The organism is Halobellus inordinatus (genome assembly GCF_024464655.1).
GTDB lineage: Archaea > Halobacteriota > Halobacteria > Halobacteriales > Haloferacaceae > Haloquadratum > Haloquadratum inordinatus.
This window is the reverse complement of the sequence record NZ_JANHAV010000002.1, coordinates 57958-76956: the sequence shown is the minus strand read 5'-3', so window position 1 is coordinate 76956 and position 18999 is coordinate 57958. Positions and strand designations below refer to the sequence as shown.

At 66.1% G+C, this 18999-nt stretch carries 21 protein-coding genes; 6 read left to right on the top strand and 15 right to left on the bottom strand.

Features of this window, described 5'->3' with window-relative positions; genetic code table 11:
• Nucleotides 1–68: 68 nt before the first annotated feature.
• From NO347_RS04645 to hemC, 3 genes are read right to left on the bottom strand one after another with little or no spacing between them, the layout of a single operon-like run.
• Nucleotides 69–830, bottom strand: coding sequence for a uroporphyrinogen-III synthase (locus NO347_RS04645; RefSeq protein ID WP_256288493.1), 762 nt, complete (start codon nucleotides 828–830; stop codon nucleotides 69–71).
• Nucleotides 827–1687 carry a uroporphyrinogen-III C-methyltransferase gene (cobA, locus tag NO347_RS04640; RefSeq protein ID WP_425492342.1) on the bottom strand — a complete coding sequence of 287 codons (861 nt, stop codon included), beginning with the start codon at nucleotides 1685–1687 and terminating at the stop codon, nucleotides 827–829. The genes NO347_RS04645 and cobA overlap by 4 nt, the downstream gene beginning before the upstream one ends.
• 2 nt (nucleotides 1688–1689) lie before the next feature.
• The gene (gene hemC, locus NO347_RS04635; RefSeq protein WP_256288492.1) at nucleotides 1690–2805 is read right to left on the bottom strand and encodes a hydroxymethylbilane synthase; all 1116 of its coding nucleotides are present in this window, start codon (nucleotides 2803–2805) and stop codon (nucleotides 1690–1692) included.
• Nucleotides 2806–2940: 135 nt separating this feature from the next.
• Between hemC and NO347_RS04630 the strand changes: the two genes are divergently transcribed.
• Nucleotides 2941–3363, top strand: coding sequence for a hypothetical protein (locus NO347_RS04630; RefSeq protein ID WP_256288491.1), 423 nt, complete (start codon nucleotides 2941–2943; stop codon nucleotides 3361–3363).
• A gap of 31 nt (nucleotides 3364–3394) precedes the next feature.
• Here NO347_RS04630 and NO347_RS04625 read toward each other — a convergent pair whose 3' ends face one another.
• From NO347_RS04625 to hemB, 6 genes are all read right to left on the bottom strand, one after another.
• On the bottom strand, nucleotides 3395–3943 hold the full coding sequence (locus NO347_RS04625; RefSeq protein ID WP_256288490.1) for a hypothetical protein: 549 nt from the start codon (nucleotides 3941–3943) through the stop codon (nucleotides 3395–3397).
• 53 nt (nucleotides 3944–3996) lie between these two features.
• Complete coding sequence (hemL, locus tag NO347_RS04620; protein ID WP_256288488.1) at nucleotides 3997–5337, bottom strand: glutamate-1-semialdehyde 2,1-aminomutase; 1341 nt, start codon at nucleotides 5335–5337, stop codon at nucleotides 3997–3999.
• Between the two features lie 100 nt (nucleotides 5338–5437).
• Nucleotides 5438–6259 (bottom strand): CPBP family glutamic-type intramembrane protease, encoded by an 822-nt coding sequence (locus tag NO347_RS04615; RefSeq protein WP_256288487.1) that lies wholly within the window; start codon nucleotides 6257–6259, stop codon nucleotides 5438–5440.
• 62 nt (nucleotides 6260–6321) lie between these two features.
• Nucleotides 6322–6672 carry a nitrogen regulatory protein GlnK1 gene (glnK1, locus tag NO347_RS04610; protein WP_256288486.1) on the bottom strand — a complete coding sequence of 117 codons (351 nt, stop codon included), beginning with the start codon at nucleotides 6670–6672 and terminating at the stop codon, nucleotides 6322–6324.
• Nucleotides 6665–8038, bottom strand: coding sequence for an ammonium transporter (locus NO347_RS04605; protein ID WP_256288485.1), 1374 nt, complete (start codon nucleotides 8036–8038; stop codon nucleotides 6665–6667). Before NO347_RS04605 ends, glnK1 begins: the two co-directional genes overlap by 8 nt.
• Nucleotides 8039–8377: 339 nt before the next feature.
• Nucleotides 8378–9358: a porphobilinogen synthase gene (gene hemB, locus NO347_RS04600; protein WP_256288484.1), complete on the bottom strand. Its 981-nt coding sequence runs from the start codon at nucleotides 9356–9358 to the stop codon at nucleotides 8378–8380.
• A 144-nt stretch (nucleotides 9359–9502) separates the two neighbouring features.
• Here hemB and NO347_RS04595 point away from each other — a divergent pair, with 144 nt between their 5' ends.
• Complete coding sequence (locus tag NO347_RS04595; RefSeq protein ID WP_256288483.1) at nucleotides 9503–10027, top strand: DedA family protein; 525 nt, start codon at nucleotides 9503–9505, stop codon at nucleotides 10025–10027.
• Nucleotides 10028–10091: 64 nt separating this feature from the next.
• Nucleotides 10092–10826, top strand: coding sequence for an Sjogren's syndrome/scleroderma autoantigen 1 family protein (locus NO347_RS04590; RefSeq protein WP_256288482.1), 735 nt, complete (start codon nucleotides 10092–10094; stop codon nucleotides 10824–10826).
• Nucleotides 10827–10860: 34 nt separating this feature from the next.
• On the opposite strand, the gene NO347_RS04585 is transcribed toward NO347_RS04590, so the two are convergent.
• A complete protein-coding gene (locus NO347_RS04585; RefSeq protein WP_256288897.1) occupies nucleotides 10861–11433 on the bottom strand; it encodes a S26 family signal peptidase in 573 nt (190 codons plus the stop codon).
• Nucleotides 11434–11879: 446 nt separating this feature from the next.
• Here NO347_RS04585 and NO347_RS04580 point away from each other — a divergent pair, with 446 nt between their 5' ends.
• Nucleotides 11880–13523, top strand: a complete 1644-nt coding sequence (locus NO347_RS04580; protein WP_256288481.1) for a DNA-directed DNA polymerase II small subunit — start codon at nucleotides 11880–11882, stop codon at nucleotides 13521–13523.
• Nucleotides 13524–13540: 17 nt separating this feature from the next.
• Here the strand turns inward: NO347_RS04580 and NO347_RS04575 are convergent, their stop codons facing one another.
• On the bottom strand, nucleotides 13541–13981 hold the full coding sequence (locus tag NO347_RS04575; RefSeq protein WP_256288480.1) for a hypothetical protein: 441 nt from the start codon (nucleotides 13979–13981) through the stop codon (nucleotides 13541–13543).
• 243 nt (nucleotides 13982–14224) lie between these two features.
• Between NO347_RS04575 and NO347_RS04570 the strand changes: the two genes are divergently transcribed.
• Nucleotides 14225–15403, top strand: coding sequence for an aspartate kinase (locus NO347_RS04570; protein WP_256288479.1), 1179 nt, complete (start codon nucleotides 14225–14227; stop codon nucleotides 15401–15403).
• Between the two features lie 15 nt (nucleotides 15404–15418).
• On the opposite strand, the gene NO347_RS04565 is transcribed toward NO347_RS04570, so the two are convergent.
• The 4 genes from NO347_RS04565 to NO347_RS04550 all read right to left on the bottom strand — a co-directional run bounded on the left by NO347_RS04565 (nucleotide 15419) and on the right by NO347_RS04550 (nucleotide 17775).
• Complete coding sequence (locus tag NO347_RS04565; protein ID WP_256288478.1) at nucleotides 15419–16078, bottom strand: metallophosphoesterase family protein; 660 nt, start codon at nucleotides 16076–16078, stop codon at nucleotides 15419–15421.
• A gap of 114 nt (nucleotides 16079–16192) precedes the next feature.
• Complete coding sequence (locus tag NO347_RS04560; RefSeq protein WP_256288477.1) at nucleotides 16193–16765, bottom strand: IMP cyclohydrolase; 573 nt, start codon at nucleotides 16763–16765, stop codon at nucleotides 16193–16195.
• Nucleotides 16766–16865: 100 nt separating this feature from the next.
• Nucleotides 16866–17330: a hypothetical protein gene (locus NO347_RS04555; protein WP_256288476.1), complete on the bottom strand. Its 465-nt coding sequence runs from the start codon at nucleotides 17328–17330 to the stop codon at nucleotides 16866–16868.
• A 25-nt stretch (nucleotides 17331–17355) separates the two neighbouring features.
• Nucleotides 17356–17775 carry a hypothetical protein gene (locus tag NO347_RS04550; RefSeq protein WP_256288475.1) on the bottom strand — a complete coding sequence of 140 codons (420 nt, stop codon included), beginning with the start codon at nucleotides 17773–17775 and terminating at the stop codon, nucleotides 17356–17358.
• 249 nt (nucleotides 17776–18024) lie between these two features.
• Between NO347_RS04550 and NO347_RS04545 the strand changes: the two genes are divergently transcribed.
• Nucleotides 18025–18960 carry a CPBP family intramembrane glutamic endopeptidase gene (locus NO347_RS04545; protein ID WP_256288474.1) on the top strand — a complete coding sequence of 312 codons (936 nt, stop codon included), beginning with the start codon at nucleotides 18025–18027 and terminating at the stop codon, nucleotides 18958–18960.
• Nucleotides 18961–18999 lie beyond the last annotated feature (39 nt).

The window sequence follows — 18999 nt, the reverse complement described above, 5'->3', positions numbered from 1 at the left end:
ACTTCACGCTGTCGAGTCGGCGGCGGTGATCGGGGAGGCGAGTGGTGTCAGCGCGACGACGTGCTAACTCACTCGTGGTACGTTGGCGCGGCGGTCTCGACGACCTCGGTGGCCAGTTCCTCGAACGTCGCGTTCTCGGGGACGACGTCGACGCGGACACCGTACCCCTCGGCTGTCTCCCGCGTCGGGTCACCGATGACGCCGACGACGGCGCGGTTCAGGCCGGCGACGGCCTCCTCTCGGACGCCGCGTTCGTCGGCCGCGTCGAGGAAGTTCGCGACGGTCAGCGACGAGGTAAAACAGACGGCGTCGAGTTCGCCGCCCGCAGCCATCACGGTCGACTGGCCGGAGCCCTCGGGGCGGACGAGTCGGTACAGAACCGTCTCGTGCACGTCCGCGCCCGCGTCGCGAAGCCCGTCGAGTAAGACGTCGCTGCCGTGATCGCTGCGCGCGACCTCGACGCGGCGGCCGTCGACCTCGTCTGCGAGCGTCTCGACGAGGCCCGACGAGGTGTACTCCTCGGGGACGACGTCGACGGTCCAGCCGGCGTCGCGAGCGGCGGCAGCAGTTCGCGGGCCGATGCAAACGAGAGTCGCCTCGCCCGGACACCACCCCGCATCCGCGAGAAGTTCGACGCCCGTCTTGCTCGTCAGGACGACGATATCCGGATCGGGGACGTCGTCGGCCCCATCAGGCACCGCGCCCGTCGGTTCGACCGCGAGCATCGGATCGGGAACCGGAGCCGCGCCGAGGGAGTCGAGCAGTTCGACGGCCTCGGCCATCCGTTCGTCGTCGGGGCGGAACACGGCGACTCTGACGTCGCGGGTCATTCGTCGGCCACCTCGACGGCGTCGCCCGTGCGGTTCCGCAGGAACTCGACGACGCGCTCACGCGTCGACGCGACCGCGCCGATCACGGTGATCGCGGGCGGTTCGATCCCCTCCTCGTCGCGGACGTCGACGATCGTATCGAGCGTCCCGGTCGCGGCGCGCATCTCCGGACGCGTCGCGCGCTCGACGAGCGCCACGGGCGTGTCGGGGTCCATCCCGGCGTCGCGAAGCGCGGCGGTGTAATCCGGCAGTTTCCCGACGCCCATCAGGACGACGATGGTGCCGCCCGTGGCCGCGAGCGCCTCCCAGTTCACCGCCGACTCCTCTTTCGTCGGGTCCTCGTGGCCTGTGACGAACGAGACCGACGAGGCGTGATCGCGGTGCGTGACGGGGATGCCGGCCGTTCCGGGGCCGGCGATCGCAGACGTGATTCCCGGGACGATCTCGAACGGAATTTCCTCGCTGGCGAGGTGTTCCATCTCCTCACCGCCGCGCCCGAAGACGAACGGGTCGCCGCCCTTCAGTCGGACGACGGTCTTTCCTTCGCGGGCGAGTTCGACGAGTCGGCGGTTGGTGTACTCCTGGGGCGTCCACTCGCCACCGGCGCGCTTGCCGACGTCCTCGCGTTTCTCCTCGGGGATCGACTCGATGATCTCCGGGCCGGGAAGCTTGTCGTGGAGGACGACGTCGGCCGCTTCGAGGAGTCGCTTCGCTTTCACCGTCAGCAGTTCCGGGTCGCCGGGGCCGCTACCGACGAGGTAGACCATCCCGACGTCGGTGTCGGCATCCGATTCGGCTGCCGCAGCGCCGCCCGTCGCATCGCCGTCGACCGCGTCGGCTGTCGTCTCGTCTTCCATCGTCACTCCTCCGCGGCTTCGCGCGCCTCGGCAATCAGGTCGTCGGCACCCCGCTCGGCGAGTGCGTCGGCGAACTCGGCCGCCGCGTTGGCGTGGTCGTCGACCGGCAGGTCACGGCTCGCCTGCACCTCCTCCTCGCCGTCGCCGGAGAGGACGCGAGCGGTCGTGTGGACGTGCTTCCCCTGGAGTTTCGCGTGGACGCCGATCGGGGCGATACAGCCGCCACCGAGTTCGGCAAGCACCGTCCGCTCGACGGTCGTCTCGACGCGCGTCCGCGGGTGGTCGAGCGTCGAGCGGATCTTCTCGGTCGCGTCGCTGTCGCGCCGGGCCGTGATCGCGATCGCGCCTTGGCCGGGGGCGGGGACGAACGAGGCCGGATCGAGGCGCGCGTACTCGACGTGGTGTAGCAGGCCCGCGCGCCGCAGGCCGGCCTCCGCGAGGACGATGGCGTCGTACTCGACGTCGAGTTCGCGTTCGAGCGCGCGGCGTTCGATCTCCGCGAGGCCGTCGAACCACTCTTCGATGGACTCGTCGAACTCCGATTCGTACTCTTCGCCCTCCGCAGACGCCTCTGCAGCGTTGCCCTTCTCGTCGCGGTCGGCGTCGACGCGCCGTTCGTGTTCGGCCTGTAGCTCGGGCGCGAGGAGCTTCTCGATCCGCGTGTCGACGTTGCCGCGGAGCGGTTCGACCTCGAGGTCCGGACGCGTCGCGAGAATCTGCGCCTTCCGGCGGAGCGACGACGTCCCGACGACGGCCCCGACGGGCAGGTCTTCCAGTTCGGTCCCGTCGGTCGTGAGGAGCAGATCCGCGGCTGACGCGCGCTCGGGGACGCCGGCGACGACGAGGTCCGGCGGACGCTCGGTCGGCATATCCTTCATCGAGTGGACCGCGGCGTCGACCTCGCCGTCGAGGACCTTCTCGTCGAGGGCGCGGACGAACGCGCCGGTCTTCCCGAGTCGGTGGATGAGTTCGTCTCTGATCTGGTCGCCGCGCGTCTCGACTTCGACGAGTTCCACGTCCAGTTTCCGGTCCGAGAGCGAGTCTCGGACGCTGGCTGCCTGCCGGAGCGCCAGGTCCGAGCCCCGCGTCGCAAGTCGGAGTGTCCCGCGAGTAGTCATTGCCGAAACCTCGGCGGCCACAGGTGAAAAGGCCACCACTTCCGTCTCGAAGGTGTCACTGGCAGGGTGAGCTGTCGGGACCGCCGCGAACGACGGACCGAAACCGACTCACTGCGGCGCTACCGATAGATCCCCGTGTCCCTCGCTACCCGGCTCGCCGACGAATTCGGCGAACTCCTCCACGTCGCAGTGCTGTGGTTCCTGCTCAACTCGGCGTTCACGCCGGTGAGCGTCGTCACGTCGGCGCTGCCGCTGTCGCCGCCTGCGCAGGATCTGTACGCGCCGATTCTCTCGGTCGCTGGCGTCGCCGTCGTCCGATACTACGACCCCTCCTGGGAACTGTTCCGCGGCTTCGTCGTCGGCGTCGCGACGATGGTGACGTTCCTCGCGCTACACGTCTTCTCGGGGCTCGGGCGCGGCGTCGCTACGGGCGGGTCGTGGCGCGCGTTCGGACTCACGCTCGCGTACTGGCTCGTCGCGCTCGCTGTCGGGGTCGCGCTCGCGAACCCGCGAGCGTGGCGATGGTTCCGGACGTATATCGGGGTCGAGTCGGGGTGAGAGACGGCACGCTGGAGACCGAAGGGTGGTCTCAGGGCGTGCCGACCGCGACGTGCCGCTTGTAGAGGTAGTACAGCGCCAGCACGACGCTCAGCGTGAACGCGCTCAGGACGACCGTCGCGAGCGCCGCCAGGCCCCAGACGAGCGGGTCGGGCGTCCACGACGCGTCAGATTCGGCGATCGCTCGCGCGTCGACGTAGGTCGCGACCGGGAACAGGATGGTGAGGACGAGGCCGAGAAGGCCCAAAACGGGGAGAACGATGAACGCCCCGAAGACCGTCGCGATTCCGCCGGTGAGAAAGATGTCGAAGAGGAACGCGCCGACGAACAGGACGGCGAGGACGCCGCCGAGAACGACGTACAGCGGGATCGCGGCGATCCAGTACCACCACCGCGAGTCGACGCTCGCGCGCGGGAGGAGGTCGCCGATCGGGTCGTCGAAGTCCTGCGCTTGCTCGCCGATGGGCGAGGTCACGTCGCGTTCTCGCGACTGCTCGTCAGTCGGCGGCGTCGGCTCGTCAGTCGGCGGCGTCGGAGTGTCGTCCTCAGAGGGAGACTCGTCGTGTGGAGGGCTCGACATACCCCTCCGTACGCCGGTATCCTACAAAAAGTCCGGGACCGTGACGAAACGACCTACAGCGCCTCTTTGTACGCTTCGAGCGTCTCCTCGACGTCCTCGTCGGTGTGGGCGTAGGAGACGAACTGCGACTCGAACTGATTGGCGGTGAGGAAGATACCCTGCTCTTTCATCTCCTGCCAGAAGATCCGCTCCCAGCGCTCGGTCTCGGCGTCGGCGACGTCGGCGCCCGTCTTCGGACAGTGGTCGTACCGCGCGCACGACTCGCGCTGTCGGCAGCCGGCGTCACAGACGTCGGCGTCGGCCGAGGCGGGGCCGTCGCGCGTGAAGACCGTCTTGAACATCGAGTCGGTGCCGACGACCGTGTATGCGGGCGCCTGATCGGCGGCGATCTCGGCGATGCCTTCCCGCAGGCGCTCGCCGAGGCGGTTCACGTGTTCGTAGACGTCGTTCTCGGCAGCGTAGGTGAGGTACTCGTAGCCGGCAGCCATCGTCACGGGGTGGCCCGAGAAGGTGCCGGACTGGAAGACGTCGCCGGCGGGCGTGAAGTGCTCGATGATCTCCGAGCGGCCGCCGATCGCGCCGACGGGGAACCCGCCGCCGACGATCTTGCCGAACGTCGTCACGTCCGGCGTGACGCCGAATTTTCCCTGCGCGCACTGGAGGCCGCCGACGCGGAAGCCCGTGATGACCTCGTCGAAGATCAAAAGGGAGTCGTGGGCGGCGGTCAGTTCGCGGAGGCGTTCGAGGTAGCCGTCCACGGGCAGGACGATACCGGTATTGGCGAGAATCGGTTCGGTCAGAACTGCGGCGATTTCCTCGCCGTGCGCTTCGAAGACGCGCTCGATCGCCTCCTCGTCGTTGAACGGCACCGGAATCGTGTGCTCCGCGAACGACGAGGGGATGCCGGGCGTGCTCGGTTCAGCGTGTTCGGGGCCGCCCTCGACGAGCGTCGACTCCTGGGCGCCGTGGTAGCCGCCCTGCATCACGACGATCTTGTCGCGGCCGGTGTAGCCGCGCGCGAGGCGGACGGCCGAGACGGTCGCTTCGGTCCCGGAGTTGACGAAGCGGATCATCTCGACGGAGGGGACGTGTCGGGCGACGAACTCCGCGAGGTCGACTTCGATCTCCGTCGGTGCGCCGTACATCGGACCGTCAGCGGCGTGCGACTGGACGGCGGCGCGAACTGGCTCGGGCATATCGTGGCCGTACAGCAGCGGGCCGTAGCCCATCACGTAGTCGATGTAGCGGTTGCCGTCGGCGTCGACGACGTGTGCGCCGTCGCCGCGCTCGATGAAGAACGGGTACGGTCGGGTCGCCCGAACCGAGGAGTTGACGCCGCCGGGGAGCACCGACAGCGCGCGGTCGTACAGCGCCCGCGACTCGTCGTGGTTCATACGCCTCGATTCGACCGGCGCGTCCAAAATCCTTGTCGCTTCGCGCAGTCGTCCGGCAGACGTGAGTGTCCGCAGCAGACTGTGTCTGAACTGGGGCCACTCACTCGCCACGGAGCCACCCGAGTGCGTCCGAGTCGTCCCCGTCGGCGGCGGAGGTGGCCCGTTCTGCCGCCTCAGGGTCGCGTCCGTCGGCTGGCCCGCCACCGTCGTCCGGGACCACGAACCGATCTGCGAGCAGGAGGCCGACCGCGTCGTTCAGCGCGTGAATGGCGATCAGAACTGGCAACGATCGAAACCAGAGATACAGCAGCGTCGTGACGAGGGCTGGCTGGGCGATTCGGGCGACGGCGTCCCGATCCCACGTGTCGCCAGTGTGGCCGAGCGTGAACGCGAGAAAGGCGATCCCGCCGGAGAGCGGGACGTTCCCGGTGAGCGCGAGCAGGCGTTCGAGCGCGTAACCGTGGAAGGCGGTCTCCTCGGTCGCGCCCGCGGTGAGCGCGACGAACAGCCGTTCGGGGACCGACAGCGACGCGAACGTCCCGAGACCGGCCGCGAGGCTCTCGCCGCCGTCGCCGACGCGCGCCCACAGCGGCGAAAAGAGGATGTTCATCCCGAGCATCACCGCGAGACCGACGCCGATCTGGAAGATGAGCCGTTCGACGGAGTCGACCCGCCAGCCGATCGAGGCCAGCGAGTTGCCTTCGAGGGCGACGATCACCAGAAGGAGTCCCGGGATCACCCACTTCCAGACGTGCTCGCGGAGGTCGGTGGCCAGCGGACTCACGTCCGCGGGGGGCGCAGACGGGCCGTCGTCAGCGCGTCCGCCCGACTCGGCAGCGATGGCGCCGCGAAGTCGGTCGAGTAACTCGAAGCCGACGAGCGCGGCGACGAGTCCGAGGGCGGTGACCGGCGTCAGTTCCACACCGGGAGTGCGGTGAGCGCCCGTCTTTGATCTTTCTCTCCGGCACCGATCGGGGACGGCCGCTATACGGCGTCAGGACCGGACTTACCCGTGCGTATTTGGTGCGCCGAATCGACAGGCAGCACGAACACTTTCCCGTCGCCTTTCTCGTCGGTGCTCGCCGCTTCGAGGATCGCGTCGGCGACGTCGTCGGCCGGAATGTCGGCGACGACGCACTCGACTTTTACCTTCTGGTGGAGATCGACCGTGTACTCCTCGCCGCGCCACTGGCCCTTCTTCGCGGGCTGAGAGCCGCGACCGGAGACGTTCGTGACCGTCAACGACGGCGCGCCGACCTCTGCCAGCGCCTGCTTAACGTCCGAGAGTTTGTCCGGCCGGATGTACGCCATCACCAGCTTGATCTCGTCACTCATCGTCGCTCACCTCCGTTTCGGAGACGTCCGCACCGCCGTCGGTACGAATGTCGCCGCCGTCCGTGGCGACGGTACTCTCACGACGCTCGTTGGGGACGAACTCGGGGTAGACCGCGACGCCGTGTTCGCCCTCGTCGAGGCCTTCGCTCTCTTCGCGCTCGCTCACGCGGAGGCCGACCAGCGAGTCCAGCGCCACGAGCACGACCGCCGAGGCGGCGATCGTCCAGAGCGCGATGACGCCGACGCCGACGACCTGGAGCACGAACTGATTGAGCGCGAAGCCACCGACCGCAAAGACCGGGATGAGCGCGGTGCCGACTGCGCCGGCGACGCCGTGGACAGCGAAGACGCCGCAGACGTCGTCGACCTTCAGCCGGTCGACGGTGAAGTGGAACGCGGGCAGGACCAAGAAGCCGCCGAGGCCGCCGAGCAGCGCGCCGCCCCACCAGGTGACGTGCGGGACCGCGCCGGTGACGGCCACGAGGCCGGCCAGGAGGCCGTTCGCGGTCCAGAGCGGGTCAGGCTTGCCCTGGTAGCGCGCGGAGGTCAGCATCGCCATTGCACCGCCCGCACCCATTCCGAGGGTCGTCACGAGCGCGACGCGACCGAGCGCGGCGCCCATAAACGTGAGGCTGCCGTCCTCGACCGCGAGGATGGTCGCCTGCGTGCCGACGTTGAAGCCGTACCAGCCGAACGCGAGGATGAACGTTCCGAGGACGGCCAGCAGCATCGAGTGACCCGGGATGGGCTGGCTGTTACCGTTCTCGTCGTAGCGGCCCTTGCGCGCTCCGACGAACTTCGCCGCGACCAGACCGGCGACGCCGCCGCACATGTGGACGACGGTCGCGCCGGCGAAGTCGAGGTAGCCTGCGCCGAGTGCAGCGCCGATGAATCCGCCGCTCGCGAGGAGGCCGCCGCCCCACGTGAAGCCGACGACGACCGGGTAGATCGCCGCCGTCATCAGGATCGTGAAGAGGACGTACGCGTTGAAGTTCATCCGCTCTGCGACCGCGCCGGAGACGATCGTCGCCGCCGTCATCGCGAAGACGGCACCGAAGAGCCAGCCGATCCACGCGTTCGGATCGCTGACGTACGCGAACGCGCCGGCGACGCTGCCGCCGGAGGTCAGCGCTCCGACGATGCTCACCACCCCGGCACCGACGACGAAGTAGATGAGCGTGCCGAGGATCCAGTCGGTCATATTCTTCATCAACACGTTCCCGACGTTCTTCGCGCGGACCTGCCCCGCTTCGAGGAGCGCGAAGCCCGGCTGCATGAAGAAGATCAGGAACGTGACCACCAGCACCCAGACGTTGTTGATCCCGGTGGCGACCGTCGCGGGATCGACCTGTAACGGAGTTACCATACTTTCACCACTTTTGACGGACATTCGTCCAACAGTGCGCCAAATTCGGTGCGGTTCGTATTGTGTCTCACGGGATATCTTCAAGCAAAGGTAGTATATAAAATTTGGAGTTGAAAACGTCCAAAATACGTGTTCGTATTCAGACGTTCGTATGATTTGGGTAACAATATTATGTGTATAAGGCCCTATTCTGTCCAGAATCGCAGAATTATTTCGAATTCTATTGGACATCCGTTCAGGCAATTCCTGCCAGATTATACTATCTAGGGAGCGCGCGCCGCCTCTGATTTCAGTATGGAAATTATCTTCGAGGAGAGAGCTGAGGGTCCGACAGCGGGATCAGAGCCGCGCCGCGACGTCCTCGGCGAAGTAGGTGATGATCAGATCCGCACCGGCGCGTCTCATCGCGAGCAGCGACTCGTAGGCGACTTCTTCGAGGTCGAGCCAGCCTTTCTCGGCGGCGGCGTGCAGCATCGCGTACTCGCCGGAGACGTTGTATGCCGCTACCGGGTGCTCGAACTCCCGTCGGACGTCGCGGACGACGTCGAGATACGCCAACGCGGGCTTGACCATCAACACGTCCGCGCCCTGTTCGACGTCGAGTCGGACTTCCCGCAGCGCCTCGCGACCGTTCGCGGGGTCCATCTGGTAGTGTCGCCGGTCACCGAACGCCGGCGCGCCGTCGGCAGCGTCGCGGAACGGCCCGTAGAAGGCGCTCTCGTACTTCGCCGCGTAGGACATAATCGGGACGTCCTCGTAGCCCGCGGCGTCGAGGCCCTCGCGGATCGCGCCGACCATCCCGTCAGTCATAGAACTCGGCGCGACCATATCCGCGCCCGCCTCAGCGTGGGAGACGGCGGTCTTCGCCAGCAGTTCCAGCGTCGGGTCGTTCTGGACGGTCAGCGTCGGCTCCTCGGCCGCCTCCGGTTCGAGGACGCCACAGTGGCCGTGACTGGTGTACTCACAGAGACAGACGTCGGTGATCACGTAGGCGTCGGTCTCGGCGGTGATCCGGCGGACGGCCTCCTGGACGACGCCGTCGTCCGCCCACGCGCGCGTGCCCCGCTCGTCTTTTGAGTGGGGGATGCCGAACACCATCACGGCCTCGACGCCCGTCTCGCGAACTTCCTCGACGCGCGCGACCGCTTCGTCGATCGGAACGCGCTCGTGGCCTGGCATCGAGTCGATCGGCACGCGCTCGTCTGTGGTCGCGTCGACGAAGACCGGCGCGACGAGGTCGTGTGCGTCGAGTTGTGTCTCGCTGACGAGCGATCTGATGCCGTCCCGGCGGAGTCGCCGCGGGCGGTCTGTGAGGTCCATACCGGGACTTCGCGACGGCCGGAAAAAATCGCATCGCTCGCGGGTGCCGACACGACAAGAGACGACACGCGTGGTATCCTGACGTCGCTGGTCGTGGCGTACGGAGCGAAATATGTTTGTGACGCTCTCTGGAACAGATACATAATGCAGTTGCCGGCGCTTGCCCTCCAACTCGACGCGATGCCCCCGCGCCTGCTGGCGCTCTTAGAGTCCGAGTGGGCTTACGTCGTGCTCTTCGGCGTCTTCGTGCTCGAAGGCGCGATGCTGATGTACTTCATGCCGAGCGAGCTGATCGTCCCCGGTTCGCTGCTGTTGCTCGGCGGCGACGCGCTCCTCCCGGTCCTCGCCGTCGCCGTCCTCGGCGCGACCGTCGGCCAGTACGCGCTGTTCAAAGTCGCCCAGCGTGGTGGCCGCGAGTACCTCCTCGCGAAGTCGTGGTTCCGCATCGAGGAGTCGAAGCTCGACCGCTTCGACGGGTGGTTCGAGCGCTGGGGGCCGATCGTCGTCCCCGTGAGCAACGCGCTCTTGTTCACGCGCGGGATGTTGACCGTCCCGGCCGGGTTCGCGGAGATGGACGACCGGAAGTTCCTGGGCCTGTCGGCGGTCGGGACGCTCGTTTTCGAGGTCGCACTCGCCGGTCTGTATCTCTACGGCGGGACGCTGCTGTAGGCCGGCTTCGCGCCCGTCTCCGGACCCCGGAGGATTTTTCGACGTACGACGCGTTTCAGGACACGTGAGCGACTTCGACGAGGAAGCGGAGCGGAAGCGACTGCGCGAGAAGTACGAAAAAGACGAAGAGCGACGCAAAGAGACCCAGCAGATGAGCGAACTCCTGCTGAAGGGCGCGACGATGACCAACCGGCACTGCGACGAGTGCGGCGCGCCGATATTCCGGTATCAGGGTCAGGAGTTCTGTCCGAGTTGCCAGCGCGTCGCCGGCGGCGAGCAGGCGCAGGCGGGCGGCACCGGGGCCGACGCCGAAACCGAGCCGGAGGCTCAAGCAGCCGAGTCGCCTGCGGCGTCGGGATCACCTGAGCCCACCGCGGAGGCTACGGACGCAAATGCCGGAGCGCAGCGGGAGCCCGAATCACTCGAGGTCGACGCAGTATCGCCCGCGGAGCGGTCGGCAGAAGCCGCGGCGGATCAGATCCCCGACGCCGGGGCGACGCCGAGCAGCGCCGCTTCGGCACCGAGCACCGAGTCGGCAGCGAACGGACGGCACGAGTCCGCCCCGGTGACCGCGACGCCTCGTCCCGAGGCGACGGCGACCCCCGACAGCGAGGGGCGCACCGAGGGTGTGTCGGCAGCGGACGGCGCAGCGGACAGACAGACCGCACGCCAGTCGCTGCTGCGGGCGCTGACGCGACACGCGCAATTAGCCGAGCAGACCGACGATCCGCGACGCGCGAGCGAGCATCTCTCGGCCGCGCGGGAGGCGGCCGCGGCGCTCGACGTCCTCGATCAGTAGCGCCGAGCGGGAACGCGCAGCGGCCGTCCGCGACTTACGCGGCGAACATTCCGGCTAGCTGGAGCCGGACGTACCCCAGATACGGGATTCGGAGCCGGGCCGTCCCGCGAATCCAGGTGGGGCGCACTGGGCCAGCGATGTTGCTGGCTTGATCGTATCGAGAGTTCGCGTCGCCCTTGGTGATGAATCCGGCGTGCGGCGCGGGGCAGTTCTGGAGGGCATCGCAGTCGTCCGCCGTCACGTACGCCGGGTTCGCCTCGTCGTACCAGTTCTCGCCTTCCTCGACGTAGAAGTGCGCCCGGTGGATGATGGGCGAGCCGACGCGGTCCGGCGGATCGTAGATCACGACCGAGCCGTTGCCACCGAAGCTTCGATATCCTCGCTCGGTGCCGATGTCGACCGTGACGATGCCGGTGTCGTCGTAGGCGTAGTCGGGCGTGAACCGGTGCGGTTCGGTCACGAACACGAGGTCGCCGCGGTGCATCTCGGGTTCCATACTCCCGCTCTCGACGGCGACCATCGGCGGCCAGACGCCGCTGATCGCAAACAGCAGGAGGCCAACGCCGAGAACGGCCGCAGCGCTATAAATCGTCTCGCGGACGAACATCAAAGGGCCGCTCTGGGCCGTCCGAAAGCGCGTGAGAAAGCTCTGTGAGCCGGCGGCAGCTGATCCCGGTTCGGGGCGCGGCCGACGGTCGCCGTTCGGACCCGGTTCGGTGACGCCAGCAGAGGTGTCGCGCTGGTCGTCTTCGCTGTCGGCTGGGGACGACGCTCGCGCCTCGTGCGCCGCCCCGGAGGGAGTGTCGTCAGTACGGGGCGTCGTCGTCCCGCGAGCCTCGTCGCGTCGCTCACCCGCGTCGGCAGCGTCCGTGTCGGCCGACGGATCTCCGTCGTCGCCGGGAACGTCAGAACGGCCGGGGTCGTCCGCGCTGCCCTCGTCGTCCGTCATCTACCGGAACGTTCTCCGTCGCCGCGTTTCAAGCTTCTGGGCCGCGCCTCCCGATCGGCGGGCGGGTTCAGTACGCTTTTCATCCGCTACCTCCTTCGCCCGGTGTGCCTCTGGAGACGCCGGTGCGCATCGTGCGGGAACTCGCCGGACGCGGCTACAACGCCGAACAGGAGGCAGTGACGCTCATCGCGGCCGCGGAGAACCCCGCGCGAGCGCTCGAACGGGTCGTCGAGTCCGTCGACGACGACGCGCTGCGGATCACCGTCGCCGACGTCCGGGCCGCGCTCGGCGGGGCGCGACCCGACGCCGACCCGACAGATGCCGCACCTACCGCCGACGACTCCGGCGTCTCTCCAGACCCCTCTGTTTCTAGTGGAAAACCAGGACAAAATCGGCAAGCGGCAGATAGTCGCACCGATTCTGAGGGTCCAGACGAAATGGAGGATTCGACCGCGCCGGAGGTGGAGAGCGCGCCTACCTCGACGCGGGCTACAGACGATGCATCTCCCACTGGGGACGCAGCGTCGCGACGCGACCCAGCGCTCCGGTCGCTGGAGGTCAGCGGCGACATAACCGGTCAGAGCACCGGGACGGGAGCGTACGAGGACTTCGTGAAGGTGTTCCGCGACCGCTACGAGAAGCTCTCGAAGCAACTCCGCGGCCGCGTCAATCACCGGCCGGCCGAGGCGATCCAGTCGATGAGCGGCGGCAACGACGCCGCGATGATCGGCCTCGTCAACGACATCCGATCGACGAAAAGCGGCCACTGGCTCGTGGAACTGGAAGACACGACCGGGACGTTCCCCTGTCTCGTGATGAAAGACCGCGAGTTCGCCAGCCTGGTCGACGAACTGCTGCTCGACGAGTGCATCGCCGTCGAGGGGACGCTCTCGGACGACGCGGGGATTATGTTCGTCGACGCGATGTACTTCCCGGACGTGCCGCGGACGTACTCGCCGAACACCGCCGACAGACACGTCCAGGCGGCCCTCATTTCGGACGTCCACGTCGGCAGCCAGGAGTTCGAGGCCGACGCCTGGGGTCGCTTCGCCGACTGGCTCCACACCGAGGCGGCAGAACGGGTGGAGTACCTGCTCATCGCGGGTGATATGGTCGAAGGCGTCGGCGTCTACCCGGACCAGGACGAGGAGCTCGATATCGTCGACATCTACGAGCAGTACGAGCAGTTCTCCGAACACCTCAAAGACGTCCCCGGCGATATGGAGATTCTGATGATCCCGGGGAACCACGACGCCGTTCGCCTCGCGGAGCCCCAACCCGGATTCGACGAGCGACTCCGGGACATTATATCGGCCCACGACGCGCGCATCACGGGCAACCCGTCGCTCGTGACCGTCGAGGGCGTGAACATCCAGATGTATCACGGCGTCTCGCTCGACGAGGTCATCGCCGAACTCCCCGAAGAGAAAGCGAGCTACGACGACCCCCACAAGGCGATGTATCAACTCCTGAAGAAGCGGCACGTCGCGCCGCAGTTCGGCGGGAAGACACGGCTCGCCCCCGAGGAGGAGGACTACCTGGTGATGGAGGAGGTCCCGGACGTCTTCCACACCGGCCACGTCCACAAACTCGGGTGGGGGAAGTACCACAACGTCCTCGCGGTCAACTCCGGCTGCTGGCAGGCGCAGACCGACTTCCAGAAGTCCGTAAACATCGACCCCGACGTCGGCTACGCACCCATCCTCGACCTCGACACGCTCGATATGACGGTGCGGAAGTTCTCCTGAGAGGGATCTACCAGCGATCAGTCACCCGGCCGGAATCGGTACCGCGTCGTCGAGTCGCCGTCGAAGCGTGGCCCCGGACCGGCGGCCTCGAAGCCCGCGGCTTCGGCGGCCGCCTCGGCGTCGTCGTCGGAGTCCGGAACGACGAAGGCGACGTCGAAGCCCTCGTTGACCGCGAAGCGAACCGGCTCCGCGAGCAGTCGTTCGGCCACGTCAGCATCGCCCGCGAGCTGAGTCACGTGTACCGTGCCGTCTCTGACGTCGAAGGCGACGAATCCGAGCACCGATTCCGCGTTCTCACCGTTTTCGGCGTCGGCGTTCGGCCCCGCGTCGGCTTGGTCGACCGCGAGGCGCACCGTCCGGTCGTGGACGACGTTCCGGAGCGCGTCTGCGGGGAGGTCGACGATGGATCCGAGCGTCTCGGCGTCCGCCTCGACGGCGTCTCGGACGTTTACGGTCATACGTCCGTATTAGAGCGGAGAAACTTAAACGACCGCGGCAGATTCGCGCCGAAGCTGTCAGGATTTCACGATCCATCACGATCCGGTTTCGAGTATCGTCCGTAGCGACGGTCGCACGCCGATCAGCAGAACTCGGCAACGGTTGAGACGGGAGACAAGGTTTTACACTACCCCCCCGCAATCATCGGCTATGTCAGAGCACCACTCGCAGATCTGTCTCGTATGCCGACAGGAGGATCGACCGTGCGCGTAGTTGCAAAGTTCGGGGGGACTTCTCTCGGAAGCGGCGACCGGATCAACCGCGCCGCCGACTCGATCGCCGCGGCGGTCGAGGAAGGCCACGAGATCGCCGTCGTCGCCTCCGCGATGGGGAATACGACGGACGAACTCCTCGAAGACATCGAGTTCGAGGCCGACGACCGCGACCGCGCGGAGATCGTCTCGATGGGCGAGCGGACGAGCGTCCGGATGCTCAAAGCGGCTCTGGCCGCGCGCGGCGTCAACGCCATCTTCGTCGAACCCGGCGCGGAAGACTGGCCGGTCATCGCGAACGACCTCGGCGAAGTCGACGTCGAGGAGACGCAGCGCCGCGCCGCCAAACTCGCCGAAGAACTGGACAACGTCGTCCCAGTCATCACGGGCTTTCTCGCACAGAACCTCGAAGGTGAGATCACCACGCTCGGACGCGGCGGTTCGGACACGACCGCCGTGATGCTCGGCCGCTATATGGACGCCGACGAGGTCGTCATCGTCACCGACGTCGAAGGCGTGATGACCGGCGACCCACACGTCGTCGAAGGCGCGCGCAACGTCGGCCGGATCACCGTCGACGAACTCCGCAACCTCTCCTTCCGCGGCGCGGAAGTCGTCGCACCCTCGGCGCTGTCGTACAAGAACGACGAGCTCGGGGTTCGCGTCGTCCACTATCAGCACGGTGACCTGTTGACCGGCGGGACGCTGATCGAAGGCGAGTTCGAGAACCTCATCGATATGCAGGAGAACCCGCTGGCGTGTCTCACCGTCGCCGGGCGCTCGATCCGAAACAGCCCCGGGATCCTCGCAGACCTCTCGCAGTCGCTTCGCGAGGCCGAGATCAACATCGACGCCGTCGCGTCCGGGATGGACTCGGTGACGTTCTACATCGGCGAGGACCGCGCCGAAGAAGCCGAGAATCTGCTGCACTCGAAAGTCGTCGACGACCAGACGCTGTCGTCTGTCACCGTCGACGACGACATCGCGGTCATCCGCGTCACCGGCGGCGAACTGCCGAACCGACCCGGCGTCATCCTCGACATCGTCCAGCCGATCGCAGAAGCGGGGATCAATATCCACGACGTCATCACGTCGGCGACGTCCGTCGCCATCTTCGTCGCGTGGGACGACCGCGAGGAGACGCTCGAGATCGTCCAAGGCGAATTCTGAGCGCGCGGGAGGTCCTCACCGACCCTCGTACAGTCGCTCACCGATCCGTTCGGGGAGATCAGTTTCGCGCACAGCCTCGGCCACGGCATCGACATCGTATGCGATGCGTCGCTCCTCAACTGCGGGATCGTCGAGATCCACCAGCGCGTAGGCCGCCCGAGGGTCGCCGTCGCGCGGCTGGCCGACGCTGCCGGGGTTCATCACGATCCCGTCCGCAAATATTTCGTGGCCTTGGACGTGGGTGTGACCCGTCACGAGCACGTCCTCGCCGTCGAGCATCGCGGGCGAGAACTCCTCGGGGTAGGTGTAGCGGTCGGGATCCTCGGGGTGGCCGTGGACCAGTTTGATCCGGCCGTCGAGGACGGTTCGCTCGTCGGGAAGATCCGATAGCCACTCCAGCGCGTCGTCGTCGAGTTCCTCGCGTGCGTACTCGACGCCGGCCGCCGCCATCGAGTTGAACCGGAAGGACGTCCCCGAGGAGACCGCGCGGTCGTGGTTTCCCATCACCGTCGGTACGTCGCGCTCGCGTATCGCCGCGACGCACTCGGCGGGCCAGGGGTTGTAGCCGACCACGTCGCCCGCGCAGACGAGCGCGTCGACCGGCGGGAGGTCGTCGAGGACGGCATCGAGCGCGACTTTGTTCGCGTGGATGTCGGAGATGACGGCGACCTGCATACGCGAGGATACGTGACCCTGCGGACAAAAAGTTCCGTGCCGGAATGCAGCACCGAAACGGGAGGGGCTGCCGTCCGGCGGTGAGTTTCAGACAGGGAGGAGGTGTCCGGGCGACTACGCGCCGTTGTAGAAGCCGACGTCGACGTCGCCGCCGCCGTAGGTGACGCCCGCCGCGCAGACGGCGTGTTCGTAGTCGAGATCGTAGGCGTCCTGCGCGATGGCGTCGGGATCGTCGCCGTCGAAGTCGATCGCCGTCGGTTCGTCTTCCTCGTAGGTGGCGACGAGCGTGGGTTCGGAGACTGATTCGACGAGGAGCGCGTCGCGGCGGACGATGCCGACGTAGGACTCCTCGCCGACGACGCCCGCGACGCGCGGTGTGTCGTAATCGTCCTTCTCGTAGTCGAGCGCAAGAAGCGACGACGCGAGGGCGTCGCGCGCCGGATAGCCGAGGTCGAGTTTCTCCGCGATGGGATCGACGTGCGAGCCGTTGCCGACGACGACGCCGTCGCCGCCCTCGCGGACGCAGTTGTAGGAGACGTAGGGGTTGTCGTTCTCGGGTGCGTCCGGCGTCGGGGCGACCGTCAGCGTCCCGTCACGAGCGACGATCTGGCGGTTGGGGAACGAGCGCGAGGACACGCGGTAGGCGCCGAAGTCGGGCGCGACGACGACGAATCGTCCGATGTACATACACGAACGTGGCCAAGAATGAGATAAATAGGTGGTGGATTGTGCACGATAGCGGCATCATCAGCCAGTCGGTTGTCGAAAAGTGAGGAAGTAGCGGATACTATCCAGCGACGATAATCGCCACAGACACGGCAATCAGGAGACTGAAGAGGCCCCAGAGGACTTTGGCTGCAGTTTTACCACCGATCTCGACGCCGATGATCCCGAGTATCCCGAAGAGAATAGCGGTCCACGATTCTAGCCCGCTCTGCTCTTTTCCAGATCCGTTAGATGCCTTATAAAACAGATAGGCAGGGACGAGCAACCCGACAGGGAAAGTCACTAGGCCGACAATGGCGGCGACGATCCACTGAAGAATGCTGTATTCCGCGAGAAAGTCTGTACTCTGAGTTTCTTCGGGTTCTGTGGAAGTCGGGTCATCGACGGTGTGTCCCGAAGAGGATGGTGGTGCACTTTGTTGCCTCACACCGCACTCTTTGCAGATCTCCGCACTGCGCCGTATTTCTGCACCACACTCATAACAGTGGACTAGATCTTCTTCGTCGGAGACGTTTTGCGTAGACATTTATATTTAAATTATCAATCAGTGGTTACTGGACGTGGGTGAAGGTGGTCCAGACTTTGCTTTTACTCTCATCATATGGCTGACTGGAACCGCTGTTGAGGTTGCGATAGTGAATCAGCCCCTCGACTAAGAGGATGATAAGATAGACGCCCACGGTACTGAGTGCCATCACAATGTTCAGTAGATGACGAAGGGGTCTCTGATACTTCCAAGAGTCGATGATAGCGAAGAGTATGCCATAGCTCTGAGTGGCAGCAGCGTTCCCCGAGTTCGCCGTGGGTTGGGCTGTTTGATTATGTGGTACTTGCTGTTGACGCTGTTGGCCCTGTGTCTGCGTCTGCGCCTGTCGAACACCGCATTCCGGACAGATCTCGGCCTTCGTTAGGATAATCTCACCGCACTCCCGACAGTACTGTTCATCCTCTCCAGGTGTTTCATCTGACATTACCAGTTGGTTCAATAAAACCTTGAATTAAAAATGTAATGAAAACTGTATTATATAGTCACAGTTGGAGGGTGTAGCTATAAATCTACGACAACCGCGGACCCTGCTTATTCGTCAATTCTCTCTGTTCACAGCACATATCATCAGCATCTAATGTAAATGAAATTATACAAAAGTCGACAGCGAGCGACGGGATACACACGCCCTAACACACAATCTATTCGTGTAAGCTACCTACAATGTAAGGTAATGCCCTCCACTCCAGATACGACTCCAGAGTCGACCAGTGTTCCAGAGGCCGAACACGAGCCCGACACGGCGGAAATCGACACCGCGCGGCTCGCCAGATTTTTCGGCGTGCTCGTCGGCCTCGCGCTCGCCGTCGTCGTCGCAGCGCAGGTCGCGAACGTCCGGCTCGTCGCGCTCGCACCGCTGTATATGTTCACTCCCGCTGTCGCCGCCGCGGCGACGTTGTTCACGACCGGCGTCTCAGTCCGGGAAGTCGGCGTCCGCGTGGGTCGACTCCGCTGGCACGTGCTCGCTGCCCTCTCGGTCCTCGCCCTCGTGGGCGTGGCTCTCGCGCTCGCGCTCGCCGTCCCCGGGATCGACTTCAATCCGAACGCGAACCCGGTACCCGGAATTGCACTCCCCGCCGGACCGCTGGGACTGCTCGCGCTCGCAGCCCTGACACTCGGACTGGGTGTGACAGTCAACGCCGTCTTCGCGCTCGGCGAAGAACTGGGCTGGCGAGGCTACCTGCTGTGGGAACTCGCCCCGCTGGGATTCTGGCGCGCGAGCGGCGTGATCGGCGTGTGCTGGGGCGTCTGGCACGCACCGGTCATCCTCGACGGCTACAACTATCCGTCGTTTCCGCTCGTCGGCGTCGTCGCGATGACCGCCGCGACGGTGGCGTTCTCGCCGCTCTACACCTACCTCGTCGTCCGGGCCCGTTCGGTTCTCGCCGCCGCGTTCTTCCACGGCGTGTTCAACGCCTCGGCCGGCGCCCTGCTCGCCTACACGACGGCGTCGGATCCGATCCGGAGCGAACTGGTGGCGAGTCCCGTCGGTCTCGCCGGGATCAGTGCGTTCGTGCTCGCGACGGTTGTCGTCGCTCTGCGCGGCGCGCCGGCGCTGACCCGTCAGGCGATGAGCGGCAGCTGGGACGCCGCCGGATCTGAGGACTGACTTCGCAACACTCATATGGAGCCACGGGCAACAAACGGG